This is a genomic window from Microbulbifer maximicatervae (SeqCode) (assembly GCF_052467305.1).
The window spans coordinates 5,254,543-5,270,130 of sequence record NZ_CP174306.1; the positions used below are offsets into that span (position 1 = coordinate 5,254,543).

General features: G+C 55.6%; 17 protein-coding genes. 5 read left to right on the forward strand and 12 right to left on the reverse strand.

The window, feature by feature from the left end; genetic code table 11:
- Positions 1 to 78: 78 nt before the first annotated feature.
- A complete protein-coding gene (crp, locus tag ACJJI4_RS22900; protein WP_051089460.1) occupies positions 79 to 729 on the reverse strand; it encodes a cAMP-activated global transcriptional regulator CRP in 651 nt (216 codons plus the stop codon).
- Positions 730 to 1,030: 301 nt separating this feature from the next.
- Between crp and ACJJI4_RS22905 the strand changes: the two genes are divergently transcribed.
- Positions 1,031 to 1,438 (forward strand): OsmC family protein, encoded by a 408-nt coding sequence (locus ACJJI4_RS22905; protein ID WP_282934442.1) that lies wholly within the window; start codon positions 1,031 to 1,033, stop codon positions 1,436 to 1,438.
- Between the two features lie 84 nt (positions 1,439 to 1,522).
- On the opposite strand, the gene coq7 is transcribed toward ACJJI4_RS22905, so the two are convergent.
- The 7 genes from coq7 to prmA form a co-directional block, all read right to left on the reverse strand.
- Positions 1,523 to 2,167 (reverse strand): 2-polyprenyl-3-methyl-6-methoxy-1,4-benzoquinone monooxygenase, encoded by a 645-nt coding sequence (coq7, locus tag ACJJI4_RS22910; protein WP_444926572.1) that lies wholly within the window; start codon positions 2,165 to 2,167, stop codon positions 1,523 to 1,525.
- Between the two features lie 56 nt (positions 2,168 to 2,223).
- Complete coding sequence (purD, locus tag ACJJI4_RS22915) at positions 2,224 to 3,528, reverse strand: phosphoribosylamine--glycine ligase (protein ID WP_444926573.1); 1,305 nt, start codon at positions 3,526 to 3,528, stop codon at positions 2,224 to 2,226.
- Between the two features lie 191 nt (positions 3,529 to 3,719).
- Entirely contained in the window at positions 3,720 to 5,291 is a 1,572-nt protein-coding gene (gene purH / locus ACJJI4_RS22920; protein WP_444926574.1) for a bifunctional phosphoribosylaminoimidazolecarboxamide formyltransferase/IMP cyclohydrolase, read from the reverse strand.
- Positions 5,292 to 5,434: 143 nt separating this feature from the next.
- Complete coding sequence (gene fis, locus ACJJI4_RS22925; RefSeq protein WP_020411495.1) at positions 5,435 to 5,743, reverse strand: DNA-binding transcriptional regulator Fis; 309 nt, start codon at positions 5,741 to 5,743, stop codon at positions 5,435 to 5,437.
- Positions 5,740 to 6,732 (reverse strand): tRNA dihydrouridine synthase DusB, encoded by a 993-nt coding sequence (gene dusB / locus ACJJI4_RS22930; protein WP_444926575.1) that lies wholly within the window; start codon positions 6,730 to 6,732, stop codon positions 5,740 to 5,742. The genes fis and dusB overlap by 4 nt, the downstream gene beginning before the upstream one ends.
- A 205-nt stretch (positions 6,733 to 6,937) precedes the next feature.
- Complete coding sequence (locus ACJJI4_RS22935; RefSeq protein WP_444926576.1) at positions 6,938 to 8,173, reverse strand: DUF3426 domain-containing protein; 1,236 nt, start codon at positions 8,171 to 8,173, stop codon at positions 6,938 to 6,940.
- 75 nt (positions 8,174 to 8,248) lie between these two features.
- Positions 8,249 to 9,130 (reverse strand): 50S ribosomal protein L11 methyltransferase, encoded by an 882-nt coding sequence (prmA, locus tag ACJJI4_RS22940; RefSeq protein WP_444926577.1) that lies wholly within the window; start codon positions 9,128 to 9,130, stop codon positions 8,249 to 8,251.
- 24 nt (positions 9,131 to 9,154) lie between these two features.
- Here prmA and ACJJI4_RS22945 point away from each other — a divergent pair, with 24 nt between their 5' ends.
- Positions 9,155 to 9,292, forward strand: a complete 138-nt coding sequence (locus tag ACJJI4_RS22945; RefSeq protein ID WP_444926578.1) for a hypothetical protein — start codon at positions 9,155 to 9,157, stop codon at positions 9,290 to 9,292.
- Here ACJJI4_RS22945 and accC read toward each other — a convergent pair.
- The 4 genes from accC to ACJJI4_RS22965 all read right to left on the reverse strand — a co-directional run bounded on the left by accC (position 9,281) and on the right by ACJJI4_RS22965 (position 13,635).
- Entirely contained in the window at positions 9,281 to 10,621 is a 1,341-nt protein-coding gene (accC, locus tag ACJJI4_RS22950; protein ID WP_413664257.1) for an acetyl-CoA carboxylase biotin carboxylase subunit, read from the reverse strand. The genes ACJJI4_RS22945 and accC overlap by 12 nt on opposite strands.
- 15 nt (positions 10,622 to 10,636) lie before the next feature.
- Complete coding sequence (accB, locus tag ACJJI4_RS22955; protein WP_282934436.1) at positions 10,637 to 11,104, reverse strand: acetyl-CoA carboxylase biotin carboxyl carrier protein; 468 nt, start codon at positions 11,102 to 11,104, stop codon at positions 10,637 to 10,639.
- Positions 11,105 to 11,126: 22 nt separating this feature from the next.
- Positions 11,127 to 11,582 (reverse strand): type II 3-dehydroquinate dehydratase, encoded by a 456-nt coding sequence (gene aroQ, locus ACJJI4_RS22960; RefSeq protein WP_282934435.1) that lies wholly within the window; start codon positions 11,580 to 11,582, stop codon positions 11,127 to 11,129.
- A gap of 259 nt (positions 11,583 to 11,841) precedes the next feature.
- A complete protein-coding gene (locus tag ACJJI4_RS22965; RefSeq protein WP_444926579.1) occupies positions 11,842 to 13,635 on the reverse strand; it encodes a protein-disulfide reductase DsbD family protein in 1,794 nt (597 codons plus the stop codon).
- Positions 13,636 to 13,763: 128 nt separating this feature from the next.
- On the opposite strand from ACJJI4_RS22965, the gene ACJJI4_RS22970 reads away from it, so the two are divergent.
- From ACJJI4_RS22970 to ACJJI4_RS22980, 3 genes are read left to right on the forward strand one after another with little or no spacing between them, the layout of a single operon-like run.
- A complete protein-coding gene (locus ACJJI4_RS22970; protein ID WP_444926580.1) occupies positions 13,764 to 14,492 on the forward strand; it encodes an N-acetylglucosaminyltransferase in 729 nt (242 codons plus the stop codon).
- A complete protein-coding gene (locus tag ACJJI4_RS22975; protein WP_413664261.1) occupies positions 14,489 to 14,950 on the forward strand; it encodes a copper chaperone PCu(A)C in 462 nt (153 codons plus the stop codon). The genes ACJJI4_RS22970 and ACJJI4_RS22975 overlap by 4 nt, the downstream gene beginning before the upstream one ends.
- 35 nt (positions 14,951 to 14,985) lie before the next feature.
- The gene (locus ACJJI4_RS22980; protein ID WP_444926581.1) at positions 14,986 to 15,555 is read left to right on the forward strand and encodes a YajG family lipoprotein; all 570 of its coding nucleotides are present in this window, start codon (positions 14,986 to 14,988) and stop codon (positions 15,553 to 15,555) included.
- The last annotated feature ends 33 nt before the right edge of the window (positions 15,556 to 15,588 follow it).

Consider the following 15,588-nt stretch of genomic DNA (forward strand, 5'->3'; position numbering starts at 1 on the left):
CCGCTTACTCCAGTAGTAGAAATAAAAAAGGGCGATATAAAAATCGCCCTTTTTTTATGTGGTATATTTATTCGGTTACTAGCGGGTACCGTACACCACCATGGTTTTACCTTTAACGGAAACCAAGCCCTGTTCTTCCAGGGTTTTTAATACGCGGCCCACCATTTCCCGGGAGCAGCCGACGATACGGCCAATTTCCTGGCGAGTGATTTTTATTTGCATGCCCTCGGGGTGAGTCATGGCATCCGGCTCATTGCAAAGATCGAGCAGGGTGCGAGCGACACGTCCGGTCACATCCAGGAAGGCGAGGTCGCCAACTTTGCGCGTGGTGTTGCGCAGGCGGCCGGCCATTTGGGTGGCCAGGGCAAAAAGAAACTCTGGGTGCTGGCGAGTGAGTTCTTGGAACTTGGTGTAGGAGATTTCTGCCACCTCACACTCGGTTTTGGTGCGGACCCAGGCACTGCGGGTGTCCTGATCGAACAGGCCCATCTCACCGAAAAAGTCCCCGTCGTTGAGGTAGGCAACGATCATTTCGCGGCCTTCATCGTCCTCAATCAGAACAGTAACGGAACCGCGCATAATGAAATAAAGGGATTCACAGCGGTCGCCAGCATAGATAATCGTGCTCTTGGCCGGGTAGCGACGCCGGTGGCAGTGGGCCAGAAAGTCTTCAATATTGCCGATAGTCATGGGGTCTTCGATAGCAACCGTCACGGATTTATTCCTCATTTTTTGTCTTGTGCCCTATCCCGGCTTTAGCAGCTGAGCACTATTGAATTATCGCGCGAAAACAAAATCCCCAACAGGGGCTGACCGCGGCAAAGTTCCGCAGTGTGACCTGTGACACTATGGCACTGGGTCGCTTGGACTTCATAATCCACGATGCGTTCATAGAAAAAGCATTTGATCATGCGTCATTCGGCTTTCGCGCGGAGGCGTACCAGACACTATACCGGAAACATACAGGTGCCGGGATAGACTTCGCCAATATGCTAAGCTTCGCCGCTGAAGTTTTAATGGGAGTGGAGTGATGCAGGGGAAAGTAACCTGGGTAAATGATTTAACCTTCGTCGGTGAAGCCGGCAGTGGTAATTCGGTAGTGATGGAAGGCGGCCGCACAAATAATGGTGTGCGCCCGATGGAAATGATTTTGCTGGGCGTCGGTGGCTGCGCGGCTTACGATGTGGTGAGTATTTTACAGAAGGCGAGACAAGACATTATTTCCTGTCATTGTGAACTGGAAGGTGTGCGCCCAGATACAACCCCATCGCCGTTTGAGCGAATTGAAATGAAGTTTGTAGTGCGCGGTCGCGGATTGAAGGAATCCCATGTTGCCCGTGCAGTGGAACTCTCCGCAGAGAAATACTGCTCAGGCTCCATCATGTTGCGCAATGCGGGTGTCGAGATTGTGCACAGCTACAGCGTTGAAGAAGCTTGAAGGAAAATTAGCCGGGAAGGGAAGGAGGATACTGGGCGTAACCTCCCTAAAATCCAAGTTGTTTTAATGAGTGAAGAGTAACGGTCAGATTTTATAACTGGCCGAGGTCATCACTTTGGATACCAGAGACATCACTCCTTTTACTGGAGCGGGGAAGCGGGCACCACCGGCGGCCAGTGCAGCGTGGGCGTGCTCGTCTTCGTCAATTAACATCTGTTCCACTACCGCACGGCTTCTCTTGTCGTCGGCGGGAAGCTTTTCGAGGTGGCTCTCAAGATGTTTACACACCTGCTCTTCCGTAGCGGCCACAAAACCGAGGCTGATTCGGTCGCTGATTTTCCCGGCGGCGGCGCCGAGCCCAAAGGACATGCCGTACCACAGTGGGTTGAGTAGGCTGGGGCGGCTGTCCAATTCCTTCAAGCGCTGTTCACACCAGGCCAGATGGTCGATCTCCTCATCGGCAGCGCGCTCCATTTCTCCCCGCACCTCGGGCAGCTTGGCGGTCAGGGCCTGGCCCTGGTAGAGCGCCTGGGCGCAGACTTCACCGCTATGGTTGACCCGCATAAGGCCAGCGGCGTGTTTGCGTTCGCTGTCGGTGAGGTCTATCTCGGCTTCACCCTTCGCCGGGGATACCCGGCCGTGGCAGGGTTCGCCGGGACTCAGGGTGCGCAGAGCCCGATCCGCTTGAATTAACAGGCGGTCGAGTCCACTGAGGCTGCGTTTACTCATAGTATTCTGCTCCCTGTCAGAGGCGACCGCTGATGAGCGGCCGCCGATGCCAGCTATTAGTCCTGCTGCTCTGCAGAAACCTTTTCTCTTTCGACAGCGCGGTAGCCGATATCTTTCCGGAAGAACACGCCGTCCCAGTAGATAGCCCGAGCTGATTCATAGGCATTTTCCTGAGCTTCAGCGACAGTATCTCCCATTGCTGTGGCGCACAACACCCGGCCACCATTGGTGACTACGCGCTCACCATCCAGTGCGGTACCGGCGTGGAAGACCTTGGCGTTGTCACCGTCTGCTTTGTCTAGGCCGCTGATGGCGTCGCCTTTGCGGTAGCTGCCGGGATAGCCGTGCGCGGCAAGTACCACACCCAGGGCTGGGCGGGGATCCCACTCAGCAGTGACAGTGTCCAGCTTCTTGTCCAGAGCAGCCATGCACAGGTCGACCAGGTCTGATTTCAGGCGAATCATAATTGGCTGGGTTTCCGGATCGCCAAAGCGACAGTTGTACTCGATGACCTTCGGGGTGCCGTCGCTATCGATCATCAGGCCGGCGTAAAGGAAACCGGTGTAGGGTGTGCCCTCAGAGGCCAGGCCTTTAACTGTGGGCTCGATAACCTCTTGCATAATGCGCTGGTAAATGGTGTCGGTCACCACCGGTGCTGGGGAGTAGGCACCCATACCGCCCGTATTAGGGCCGGTATCGCCATCGCCAACGCGCTTGTGATCCTGGCTGGTGGCCATCGGCAGGATATTTTCACCATCCACCATCACGATAAAGCTCGCTTCCTCACCCTGAAGGAACTCCTCGATAACCACGCGGCAGCCGGCTTCACCAAAGGCGTTTCCAGACAGCATATCGCGTACAGCGAGCTCAGCCTGCTCTTCGGTTTCGGCAACGATTACCCCCTTGCCCGCAGCCAAGCCGTCGGCTTTAACCACGATAGGCGCGCCGCGCTCGCGAATGTAGGCAACCGCCGGCTCCACTTCGGTGAAATTGCGGTAGGCAGCGGTGGGGATTTTGTGGCGCTCGAGAAAGTCCTTGGTAAAGGCTTTGGAACCCTCCAGTTGGGAGGCGCCTTTGCTGGGGCCAAAAATGGCGAGGCCACGGGCATTAAAGAAATCGACAACACCCTCTACCAGCGGTGCTTCCGGGCCGACAATCGTTAGTTCTACGCCGTTTTCCTCGGCGAAATCTGCCAGGGCGGCGAAGTTATCCACACCGATTGCGATATTTTCCAGCTTGGGTTCGCGGGCAGTGCCGGCGTTGCCAGGGGCAACATAGACGGTGCCGACATTTGGGTTTTGCGCTGCTTTCCACGCCAGGGCGTGCTCGCGGCCACCTGATCCGATAACCAATACGTTCATTCTTAAATCCCCCTAAGTCGACCGATCCGGTCCATTGCACAGGTTATAGGTGTGCTAGTTTAACGTGGAATTGATCCTCGGGCCTGAGTCTCGCCCCTGGATTCCAATGATTTGTGTGGGTTGGAGAGGGTAGATACCTTCCAACCCGCTGATCATAGCCCGCAATGTTAAGTCTGTGCGGGCGCACGATCTTAGTGGCGGAAGTGGCGCATGCCGGTAAATACCATGGCCATATTGTGCTCGTCCGCTGCGGCGATCACTTCTTCATCGCGCATGGAGCCGCCGGGCTGGATAACCGCCTGGATACCGACAGCGGCAGCGTTATCGATGCCGTCGCGGAAGGGGAAGAAGGCATCGGAAGCCATAACGGACCCGGCCACGGCGAGGCCGGCGTGCTCAGCCTTGATCGCGGCGATACGCGCGGAGTTTACGCGGCTCATCTGGCCTGCGCCCACACCGACAGTGCGACCGTCTTTGCCGTATACGATGGCATTGGATTTTACGAACTTGGCCACTTTCCAGGTAAACAGCAAATCGCGGATTTCCTCTTCAGTGGGCTGGCGCTTGGAGACCACTTTCAGGTCGGCAGCGGTGATCAGGCCGTCGTCGCGGTCCTGAACCAGTAGGCCGCCATTAACGCGCTTGTAGTCCAGTGCCGGGGTGCGCTCGCTGCTCCACTGGCCGCATACTAGCAGGCGCAGGTTCTTCTTCTCGGCAACGGCCTGTTTGGCCTCTTCGGAGACTGACGGTGCGATGATGACTTCAACAAACTGTCGCTCGACGATAGCGCGGGCAGTGGCGCCATCGAGTTCCCGGTTGAAGGCGATGATACCGCCAAAGGCGGATTCGCTGTCGGTAGCGAAAGCCAGGTCGTAGGCCGTGCGAATATCTTCAGCGATCGCCACACCACAGGGGTTGGCGTGTTTAACGATCACGCAGGCGGGTTGCTCGAAGGACTTAACGCACTCCAGTGCGGCATCGGTATCGGCGATATTGTTGTAGGACAGCTCTTTGCCCTGCAACTGGGTGGCAGTGGAAATACTGGCCTCAGCTGGGTTGGCTTCGGTATAGAAAGCGGATTTCTGGTGCGGGTTCTCACCGTAGCGCAGATCCAGTTTCTTGATAAATTGGCTGTTGTAAGTGCGCGGGAACAGCTGCTTTTCTTCGCCTTTAATGGCGCCCAGGTAATTGGCAATAGCGCCGTCGTAGCCCGCAGTGTGTTCGAAGGCTTTTACCGCCAGATCAAAGCGGCTGGCGTGGCTCAGGGCACCATCGTTAGCTTTCATCTCCTCGATGATATTGCCGTAATCGCTGGCATTGACCACGATAGTGACATCTTTGTGGTTCTTGGCGGCAGCGCGAACCATGGTAGGGCCGCCGATATCGATATTCTCGATAGCGTCTTCGAGGAAACAGTCGGGCTTGGCAACGGTTTGAGCGAAGGGGTAGAGGTTAACCACCACCATATCGATCGGGGTGATACCGTGCTCGCCCATGATGGCATCATCGGTACCACGGCGCCCCAGAATGCCACCGTGTACTTTCGGGTGCAGAGTTTTGACACGGCCGTCCATCATTTCGGGGAAGCCGGTGTAGTCGGAAACTTCTACCACGGGAATACCCGCTTCCTTGAGCTGGCGGTGGGTTCCGCCGGTGGAAAGAATCTCAACCCCCATTGCGGAGAGCTGTTGAGCGAACTCTACAATGCCACTCTTGTCAGAGACACTAATTAGAGCGCGGCGGATGGAAACCTTGTCTGTCATTGCACTTGATCCAACTGGTTTTCGAAAAGGATGTTTAAAGGGTTTTAGCGGTTGTCCACTGTGGCAACAAAAACGCTGCCGGGAAAATAGCGAAGGGGGATGAGTTACCTCATCCCCCTTCAAAATTTCGCTCGGTGGGAAGCTTACAGCAGGCCGTAGCGCTTCAGCTTCTTGCGCAAGGTGCCACGGTTGAGACCCAGTAATTGCGCGGCGCGGGTCTGGTTGTGGCGGGTGTATTTCATCACCACTTCGAGCATGGGCGCTTCGATCTCCGACAGCACCATGTCGTAGACATCGGTTACCATCTGGCCATCCAGGTGGCGGAAGTAGTTCTCCATTGCGTGCTCGACGGCATCGCGCAGGGACTGCTGCTGTGGCTGTGCCAGTTGAGTCTGTCCCCTGGAGGATACTTCTTCATTGCCAGTATCCGGAATTAATACTTCGTTGTTCATGCCGCTTGTGCCCCTCTCGTTATTCGGCGTTCAAACCACTCGTGAACGCTGGCATGTTGTACTTCTGCACTCTCTATTTGGAAAAAGGTCTTGCGGAAGGACTCGCTATCCGCGAGCGTCTTCAAGTACCAGCTCACATGTTTGCGAGCGATACGGACCCCCATCACTTCACCGTAGAATCGGTGTAGTTCGCCCAAATGGGCGAGCAAAATATTCCTGACTTCATCCAATGTCGGTTCGGGTAGCCGCTCGCCAGTGGCGAGATAGTGGGCTATTTCCCGAAAAATCCATGGTCGTCCCTGTGCTGCACGGCCAATCATGACCGCCGATGCGCCAGTGTAATCGAGCACCTCTCGGGCTCTCTCAGCACTGCAGATGTCGCCATTGGCAAAAACCGGGATTTCTACCCTGGATACAATTTCGGCAATGGTATCGAATTCAGCCTCTCCGTGGTAGCCACAGGCGCGAGTGCGACCGTGAACCGCCAGTGCAGCGATCCCGGAATCCTCGGCCATTTTGGCTACAGTGACGCCATTGCGGGAATCCGGGCACCAGCCGGTGCGGATCTTTAGCGTCACCGGGACGGAAACAGACTGGACCACGGCTTGAAGAATATCCGCTACCAGCTTTTCATCCCGCAGCAGGGCGGAGCCCGCTGCTTTCTTACACACCTTTTTTGCCGGGCAACCCATATTAATATCGATGATTTGCGCGCCGCGACGAGCATTCTCCCGAGCGGCTTCCGCCATCATCTCAGGATCACCGCCGGCGATCTGCACCGATATGGGCGCCGCTTCGCCACCGTGATCCAGGCGCAAGCGGGACTTGCGGCTGTTCCACAGGCGAGTGTCCGAGGTCACCATCTCCGAAACCACCAATCCGGCGCCGAGTTCTCGGCACAGCTGGCGGAAGGGGCGGTCGGTGACACCGGCCATGGGCGCCAGAATTACCGGGTTGTCGATAATATAGGGGCCAATGGCAGTAGACACGGTAGCTCCATTTGGGCTGTAGGAAGGGCAATCTGTGCCCCGGCAAAACAGCCGCCTATGATAGCGGCTGGCCCGTTAATGGCAAAGCGAAAAAGCGGGCAATTTGATCGAACACTGTTCATTTAGCCTGCTGAATGCGCAGGTTTGGTTGTTTATGGCGTCAAATCCCCTTTGCTAAAAACTCAGTCGGGGTGCTTGTGTGCGCTCAGTGAGTGATGTTCAACTCGTAGTTTACCGCTTCTGCACCGGGGTCAACCACCTCAATCGCGATATGAATGGGGCTGTCCTGGGGCATTAGTTTGCGTCCGGCCAACTCCCCCTGTAGGTACTCGTTCGGGGTAAACCGGCGACTGGCCACAGCCTTGTCCTTCAGGTCGCTGAAGTTCAGCAACAGGTTGGGGAAGGGTTGTGCGTAGGGGGCGGTATTTAGCAGCACTGCATCCACTACCAGGGCGCCCTGCAGCTGCGGGTGGGTACGCACCATTAAGTTTGTGGCCTGGATCGCCCGGGTATCTTTTAGTTGGGGTAAAGTGCAGCCGAATAGTGGACAGGCGGCAGCATAGAAGTCGCGCCAGGGCTGTTTGCGGCTGAGGCTATCGAACTGGAAGTATGCAACCTGAATCACTATGCCGAGGATCGATAGGGGAACCAATGCACGCCACAGCCAGGGAGAGGCTGTGTGTTTCTTTTTGGGAACTCCCCACGACATCTCCACAGGCGCGGGCTGGATGGCTGAGATCAATTGCTCCCGCTGGGGCTCTTCAGCAGTGGTAGATTCGCCACCGAAGTAAGGCTCCTGGCGGCTTTCCTCAGTGGGGGGAGGTGTATCTACAGACTCGGTTGATACTGCAGGCTCATTGTTGTCCCAGGACGGTTCTTCAGCGAGGGAGCTAGAGGTTTCAAACTCCGGTACTTCAGGTTGGCGGTTGTTCTCGGGCGCAGGGTCAGAATCAAAATCAGGAAGTTCTTCCCAGTCCGGCTTGAGGATTTTATCCAGGTCCTCTTCGGGTTCCGCTTCCTCTTCGGTGTGAGATGCTTCCAGCTCCTGCCACTCATGGTCGCCAAAGGCGTCACCAATTAATTCCTGCGCTGCTGCACTATATTTTTTTGGTTCCGATGTGGGCGCGCTGTCAGGTGCACTCTCATTGGTTGCACTCTCCTGACTGGTAGTTTGATCCACAGCTGGGGGAGATGGCGGGGAGGTGGGTTCGTCCTCGTCGAGCTCGATATCGTCATGGATCAGGAAGTCATCGTCTTCCAGCAAAGCCTCCAAATCATTGCGGCTCTCGCTATCACTTTCTGAGAAAACGATATTTTCATCTGCGCGAAACACCTGCAGGCAAGACCCACAGCGAACGGCGCCGCGGGCAGCGCGCAGTTGCTGGTCATTAATATGAAATGATGTGCTGCAATGAGGGCAGCGGGTTACCAGTTGAGACATTCGACTAGAGCGCAGTTTATTTAGCAGCCAAGTTTATCAGCCCAAAGGGGTCCCGCGTAGTGCTGGGGAGCGCATTTAGCACACCCGCTTGCCTGTCAGTCTGACCCATCCCTCGTGTTCGCCGTCAGGATCGAACTTAATCCATTCGCTATAAGCATTTTTCACCTGCTCTGCCTGAGAACTGAGGATGCCGGACAGACAGATTTTTCCGCCCAATTGAGTGAGCTGTATCAGTTGAGGGGCGAGTTCTACCAGGGGACCGGCGAGGATATTGGCCAACATAACATCGGCGGCTTCGCTCGGCATTTGTTCTGGCAGGTAGACCGGGAAGCGCTCGGGGTCTATGCCGTTGCGCTGGGCATTGTCGCGGCTGGCGAGCAATGCCTGGGGATCGATATCGGTGCCGAGAACTCGCTCTGCTCCCAGTAGAAGTGCGCTAATCCCCAGAATACCCGAGCCGCAACCGAAGTCGATGGCACTCTTACCTGCGAGCTCCTGCTGCGCCAACCATTGCAGGCATAGGAAAGTAGTTGGGTGCGTGCCAGTGCCGAAGGCTAGGCCCGGATCGAGCAGCAGGTTCACGGCGTCTGGCTGTGGTGGTTCACACCAGCTGGGGCAGATCCATAAATTGGGGCCGCACTGGATGGGTTTGTAGTGGGTCATCCACTCTCGCTCCCAATCCTTGTCCTCAAGTTGCTCCCAGCGGGCATTGGGCAACATTTCGCATAGGAAGGAAGCTGCTTTTGCCTCGGTAACCGAGGTGTCCACTTCCGCATCGAACAACCCGGTGACCCGTGTTTGCTCCCATAGGGGCACTTCTCCGAGCCCGGGCTCAAGGATCGGTTGGTCAGCGTTGTCTTGCAGGGTGACAGATACGGCACCGGCAAAAAGCAGTGCGTCTTCAATTTTTTCCGCGTGATCACGGTCGGTGTCCACGCGGAGTTGTAGCCAGGGCATAATTATTCCGGAATTGTTATAGCGATGTTTACGGCATTGTTGCGGCCGGGCCGCACTCAGATAACGACGGTTGCCACGCCATCCATGGCAAGGTTCAGTGTCGTTATGTTTGCCGCAATTCTCGCTAACTTTGCCCCGGCTGGCGAGCGCTTAAAGACCTAACTTCTTCTCCAGGTAGTGGATATTGACCCCACCCTTGGCAAAGTTTTCATCTCGTACCAACTCTTCCTGTAGGGGAATGTTGGTTTTGATACCGTCCACTACCAGTTCCGACAGGGCCACACGCATACGCGCCAACGCGGTTTCACGATCTTCCGCATGGGTGATCAGCTTGGCGATCATGGAATCGTAGTTGGGGGGTACCGAGTATCCGGAGTAGAGATGGGAGTCGACCCGCACACCCAAGCCGCCAGGCATATGGAAGTTGTTTACCTTGCCGGGGCTGGGGAAGAAGGTCTGCGGATCTTCGGCATTGATACGGCACTCAAAGGCGTGACCTTTGATTACGATATCTTCCTGCTTCAGGGATAGCTTCTCACCGGCACAAACCCGAATTTGCTCTTTGATCAGGTCGACGCCGGTTACCATTTCGGTAACGGGGTGCTCCACCTGGATTCGGGTGTTCATTTCGATAAAGTAGAAGCGCTCATTTTCATACAGGAATTCAAAAGTACCCGCGCCGCGATAGCCGATATCGATGCAGGCTTGTACACAGGACTCATGTACCTGCTCGCGCACCTCATCGGGAATACCCGGAGCTGGGGCTTCTTCCAAAACCTTTTGATGGCGGCGCTGCAGGGAGCAGTCGCGATCGCCGAGATGGATGGCGTTGCCCTGGCCATCGGCCATTACCTGGATCTCAACATGGCGGGGATTCTGCAGGAATTTTTCCATGTAGACGGTGCCGTCACCGAAGGCCGCTTGGGCTTCGGACTTGGTCACGGCAATCGCGTTCACCAGCTCCTCTTCCTTTTCCACCACGCGCATGCCGCGACCACCGCCACCGGCGGCAGCTTTAATGATGACCGGATAACCGATGCTGCGGCCGATCTCCATGCAGCGCTCGCTATTATCGGGCAGCGGGCCGTCAGAGCCTGGAACGGTGGGAACGCCAGCCTTTTTCATGGCGGCAATTGCAGACACTTTGTCACCCATCAGGCGGATCACATCGGGATCAGGGCCGATAAAGGTAAAGCCGCTCTTTTGCACCTGTTCGGCGAAGTCGGCGTTCTCTGCGAGAAAGCCATAGCCGGGGTGCACGGCTACTGCATCGGTGATTTCCATGGCGGAGATCAGGGCCGGCACATTTAGGTAGCTCTGCGGGGATGGGTTGGGACCGATACATACAGATTCGTCGGCCAGGCGTACATGCTTGAGATTGCGGTCTACCAAAGAGTGCACCGCCACAGTGGCGATGCCCATCTCTTTACAGGCGCGCAAAATCCGCAATGCGATTTCGCCGCGGTTGGCGATTAGGATTTTGTCGAACATTGTGACTTACCCCACTCAGACGATGGTCACGAGGGGCTGGTCAAACTCAACCGGTTGGCCGTCTTCCAGCAGGATCGACTCAATGGTACCGGCCTTGTCGGCTTCGATCTGGTTCATCATTTTCATCGCTTCGACGATGCACACAACATCGCCAACTTTGACCTGCTGGCCCACCTTCACGAATGCCTCGGCGCCAGGGCTGGGGGCAGCGTAATAGGTGCCTACCATCGGGGACTTCACCGCGTGTCCGCTGATAGCCGGCTTGGACTCTTTTTCAGCTGGGGCAGCAGGAGCGCTGGGCGCCGGAGCAGCGGGGGCGGCAACCGGTGCGGGAGGCGCGCTGTAAATCGGTGCAACGGGTTGGGCTGCGCTGCTGACGCCGCGACTGATGCGCACGGACTCTTCGCCTTCTTTGATTTCCAGCTCGCCGATATCCGATTCTTCGAGCAGCTCAATCAATTTTTTAATTTTGCGGATATCCATAGTTATTTACTCGCAGTTTGATTCATTGTTGTGCAGGTGTGGCATCCAGTTGGTGGATGGCTGCCTGTAAGGCCAGGGTGTAGCTGTTGGCGCCAAAGCCACAGATTACGCCGCAGGCCAGATCTGAAAGATAGGAATGGTGTCGGAAAGCTTCCCTGGCGTGGGGATTGGACAGATGAAGCTCAATAAACGGGATGGCAACGGCTGCTAGGGCGTCGCGCAAGGCGACACTGGTATGGGTGAACGCAGCGGGATTGATCACGATAAAGTCGACCCCACTGGTCGCCGCCAGGTGGATTCGTTCGAGCAGGGCTGATTCACTATTGCTCTGCAGGACTTCCAGTTCGTGGCCGGCGGCGTCGCACTGGCGCTCGGCGGCTTCATTGATATCCGCCAGGGTGGTAGACCCGTAGATGTGCGGTTCGCGACTGCCTAAAAGATTTAGGTTGGGGCCGTGAAGGAGAAGAAGTTTAGCCATAATTCGCCCTGAAGAAAGTTGCCGAAAACCCATATAAAGTGGGTTAAAATTGGCTATCTTGCGGGCAAACTCGAAATTTCGGCCTAGCTGCCCGAACTCATTAACCGAGTCTGCCGCAAAAGTGACTCCCTGTCCATGCCAGACTCGGAGTTTATCGAAGTTAGCAGCAGTTCGGCGATATTGGGCAAAAAATTAGTTCAAAATATCCGGGCTGTGGCCTGTTTACCTTGGGTTATTGGCTACAAAGGCGTCAAAAACTTTACTGAGTCACCCCAGTGCTCAAAGGGGAGTCCACAGCGTTCTCCAATTCCTGTAGTAAATCATCTTGAGAAAGTATTTGCGGCAGTATTTTTGCGTCGCCCCCATCGGCGGGATAGAGGAGATACAGCGGCACACTGGTACGCCCGTATTTGGCCAATAATTCGCTGATTCGCGGATCCTGGTTGGTCCAATCGCCTTTCAGCGCGACCACGTTGAGGCGCTCCAAAGCATCACTGACCTCGGTGCTCGACAGCACAGCTTTCTCATTCATCAGGCAGGTGATGCACCAGGCCGCGGTCATATTGGCCAGAACTGCACGCCCCTCACTGCGTGCAGTCTCCAGTCTCTCTGCCGAATAGGGCTCCCAGTAATCGCTGCTGGACAATTGTTCAGACTGATTGATGGTTTTCAGTTGCGGAAGGAGAAAAACTGCCAAGGCCAGGGAGGCCAGGGCCAGGGAACCGCGCAGCCAGTGCCATTGCGGACGCGGCCAAAGCCACAGGGCAAATGCAATGGCTACAGCACCAGCCAGTACCAGGGCAACTCCATCCCCCCCGGCTTGTCGGCCCAGAACCCACAGTAGCCATACCGCAGTGAGATACATCGGGAATGCCAACAACTGCTTCAGGCGATCCATCCAGGGGCCGGGTTTGGGCAGCTTTTCCGCCAGAGCGGGGATATAGGTCAACAACAGGAAGGGGGCCGCCATACCGGCGCCAAGGGCGGCAAAAACACTTAGCGCAATAAGCGCGGGCTGCGTAACAGCAAACCCCAGTGCGGAGCCCATCAGCGGCGCAGTACAGGGACTGGCCACCAAGGTTGCCAGCGCGCCGGATGCCACAGAGCCCGACAACCCCTGACGTTTATTCAGGTTGCCGCCAATACCCATCAGGTTACTGCCGAGTTCGGTCATTCCGGACAGACTTAACCCCATGATAAAAAACAGGTAGGCGAGTGCTGCCACCAACCAGGGGGATTGAAGCTGGAAGCCCCAGCCGACAGCCTCTCCGCCGGCGCGAAGGGCGAGCATCACAGCGGCGATAGCCACAAAGCTCAAAACTACGCCCAGTGTATAAGCCCAGCCGTGGTGGTGCCTTTGGCTTGCATTTTGTGCCGCCTGGCTCACTGCCAGTAATTTAATCGACAGTACTGGGAAGACACAGGGCATCAGGTTCAGGATCAGGCCACCGGCAAATGCGAGAAGCAGCGCCAGTGATAAGGTGACATTGCTATTGCCTGCGGCACCGCCAGCACTCGCTGGCGGAGTGGGTGCGCCTGTAATTAAGGCGCTATCCTGCGGTTCTATATCCTGACTGGCAAAATCCACACTGTAGTATCGGGTCTGAGGCGGATAGCAAAGGCCGGCATCTGCGCAGCCTTGATAGTGGAGCTCCAGTTGGGTAGAACCACTGGTTTCAGGGATATCCAGGGCAAATTCGAGCTGGCCTCGGTAGACCTCAGTCTCTTTCTCGAAATAGTCGTCCCAAATGACTTCACCGGTTGGCAGGTTCAGGGGGATGGGAGTTTTTTCACCATTATCGACCCTGTACAGCGCCAGTTTTTCGCGATAGAGGTAGTACTCTGGAGCAATCTGGAAGAGTGCACTGAGGCCGTTGGCATCAAAGAGCAGATCCTGCTGATAAGCTTCATCGACCGGCAGGAAAGTATTTTCCTGGGCGCTGCTCAGCGAGGCAAAAGGGTTATCGGAATTCTGCGCTGTAGCTCCAATGCTGGTTATGGCCAGCAGGATTGTCAGCAGAACGAGGAAATTTTTTCGGAAACTTTTGGTCATCACAGCCATAGATGAAAAAATTCATTATAGTCGGGCGCATAGTTCAGACTGCTGCACCAGACGGGGGTTCAGTCGCGCAGCAGTATAGCGACGCCAGTGGTACAAAAAAACAACAATAGGGGATTGTTTTGCCGTCATTTGAACGCCTTCACAGCCTTGGGGTTTTACTGCTACTGGCATTTTGCCTGGGGGCCTGCTCATCCAATAAGCCCGCACCTAAAACGGTTGTCCCTCCTCCCGCCCCTAAAAAGACGCCATCCCAAGACCAGGTTCGGCGCAACAATATTTCCTTTTTTTTGAGTCGTGCGGAACAGGCGCTACGCAAAGGGCATCTAACCCAGCCTGCCGGCGCCAGTGCCTACGACTATTACCTGCGTGTATTGCAACTGCAACCGGATAACAGCAAGGCAGAAACCGGTATTCAAACCATTGTGGTCACCTATGTTGAGCGGGCGCGGGACGCCCTGCGTCGCAGGGATTTTGGGGAGGTGAATACCCTGTTGAAACGGGCCGAGATGTTGGCCCCGGCCAATCCGCTGGTGGCTGAAGTGCGTACACAGTTGGTCCGCGAGCGGGGGAGAGCGCAGCTCGAGTTACCTCAAGGGGAGATGATAGGTCTGCCAGCCGGTGAACTTGCAGCAAGGTCTGCCGGGCTGGTGGAACAGTTGCAGCGAGTAGCGGGCAGGATTCGCAGCGAGCAGCTGCGCGTCATTATCGTAGCGCGCAGTGATGCTGAGGGCCGTTGGGTTTATCAGCAACTGCGCGAGGCTGTACCCGGGTATCGGGTGCGTGGAGATATCAAAGTCGGGAATCCGGCGAAACTGATTCTGATTAAGCCCAGCGGAGGGGCACCATGAAAAAAGTATTGGCATTTGCCTTTTTAATCACCGCACTCCTTGTGTCTAAAGGCGCCTATTCCATAGGAATTACAGCGGAGGGGTATGCCCGGGAAACTCCTCCGGGACCTTCGATGAGCGCTGCCTTTGTGTCGCTGCACAACACTGGTGATTCGAGTCAGGTACTCACGGGTGTGGAGTTGCCGGGTGTTGAACAGGCTTCGGCAGACCTGCATACCACAATATCGGAGAATGGAATAAACCGGATGCGCCCGCTGGATCAGCTGACGATTGCCGCGGGGGCAAGTGTAGATATGGCTCCCGGTGGAGTTCACTTAATGATTAAAGGTCTGCGCTTGCAGGCGGGGGAAGAGTTGCCGTTGCGACTGCTTTTTGCCGATGGCAGCAGTGTAGATATTCTTGTGCCAATAGTTCGGATGAGTGATGAGGGGGAGCACCACCACCATCACCATGGCTGAATTGGCAGTTTTTTTGAAGTGAGGGGGAATTAAACATGAAGAAGTTATTGGTTTTTGCCGGTGCGCTGCTATTCAGCGCTTGTGCTCACAGCCCGCTGCAAATTTGGCTGCAGCCTCAGGTTCAGGTTGCTCCTGAAGCGATAGGCGAAGGCTTTAGTATGAGTGTGATGGGAGTTAATGAACTGCCCTCTGGCGGCTTGGGATCATTGGGTGGTGTTTATGCGGATACTGCTCAGGTAAGTATTGGCAATGACGCTGGTGAGGCTATTGCGGCGGGATTGCGTGAGGGTTTTTCAAATTGGTCATTCCGAATTACCGATAGCGCGCCGGAAGTTCAGGTGATCGCAAAATTGGTAAAACTCACCTACAACAGTCCAAATACGGTTTATACCACCGAGATTGACACCTCTGCTGAAATTCACCTGGAAGTGAAAATTGGTCCTCGCACTTATTTCGGCACTTACAGCGCTTCCGGCAAAGATCGGAACCTGGTTAAGCCCAGCCGTGAAGAAGTCCAAAGCCGTGTGAATGGACTGCTCAGCACAACTCTACAACGAGTATTTGAAGACGAGAAATTAAAAAATTTCTTGCGCAGCAATCTGTGAATGTGCAATTTATACATTTGTAGAAAAAACTCG

What these genes read in the sequence shown, in the direction of transcription:
- crp (WP_051089460.1), bottom strand. Translation starts at nt 729, where the DNA reads ATGAGGAATAAATCCGTGACGGTTGCTATCGAAGACCCCATGACTATC.
- ACJJI4_RS22905 (WP_282934442.1), top strand. Translation starts at nt 1,031, where the DNA reads ATGCAGGGGAAAGTAACCTGGGTAAATGATTTAACCTTCGTCGGTGAA.
- coq7 (WP_444926572.1), bottom strand. Translation starts at nt 2,167, where the DNA reads ATGAGTAAACGCAGCCTCAGTGGACTCGACCGCCTGTTAATTCAAGCG.
- purD (WP_444926573.1), bottom strand. Translation starts at nt 3,528, where the DNA reads ATGAACGTATTGGTTATCGGATCAGGTGGCCGCGAGCACGCCCTGGCG.
- purH (WP_444926574.1), bottom strand. Translation starts at nt 5,291, where the DNA reads ATGACAGACAAGGTTTCCATCCGCCGCGCTCTAATTAGTGTCTCTGAC.
- fis (WP_020411495.1), bottom strand. Translation starts at nt 5,743, where the DNA reads ATGAACAACGAAGTATTAATTCCGGATACTGGCAATGAAGAAGTATCC.
- ACJJI4_RS22935 (WP_444926576.1), bottom strand. Translation starts at nt 8,173, where the DNA reads ATGTCTCAACTGGTAACCCGCTGCCCTCATTGCAGCACATCATTTCAT.
- prmA (WP_444926577.1), bottom strand. Translation starts at nt 9,130, where the DNA reads ATGCCCTGGCTACAACTCCGCGTGGACACCGACCGTGATCACGCGGAA.
- ACJJI4_RS22945 (WP_444926578.1), top strand. Translation starts at nt 9,155, where the DNA reads ATGTTTACGGCATTGTTGCGGCCGGGCCGCACTCAGATAACGACGGTT.
- accC (WP_413664257.1), bottom strand. Translation starts at nt 10,621, where the DNA reads ATGTTCGACAAAATCCTAATCGCCAACCGCGGCGAAATCGCATTGCGG.
- accB (WP_282934436.1), bottom strand. Translation starts at nt 11,104, where the DNA reads ATGGATATCCGCAAAATTAAAAAATTGATTGAGCTGCTCGAAGAATCG.
- aroQ (WP_282934435.1), bottom strand. Translation starts at nt 11,582, where the DNA reads ATGGCTAAACTTCTTCTCCTTCACGGCCCCAACCTAAATCTTTTAGGC.
- ACJJI4_RS22965 (WP_444926579.1), bottom strand. Translation starts at nt 13,635, where the DNA reads ATGACCAAAAGTTTCCGAAAAAATTTCCTCGTTCTGCTGACAATCCTG.
- ACJJI4_RS22975 (WP_413664261.1), top strand. Translation starts at nt 14,489, where the DNA reads ATGAAAAAAGTATTGGCATTTGCCTTTTTAATCACCGCACTCCTTGTG.
- ACJJI4_RS22980 (WP_444926581.1), top strand. Translation starts at nt 14,986, where the DNA reads ATGAAGAAGTTATTGGTTTTTGCCGGTGCGCTGCTATTCAGCGCTTGT.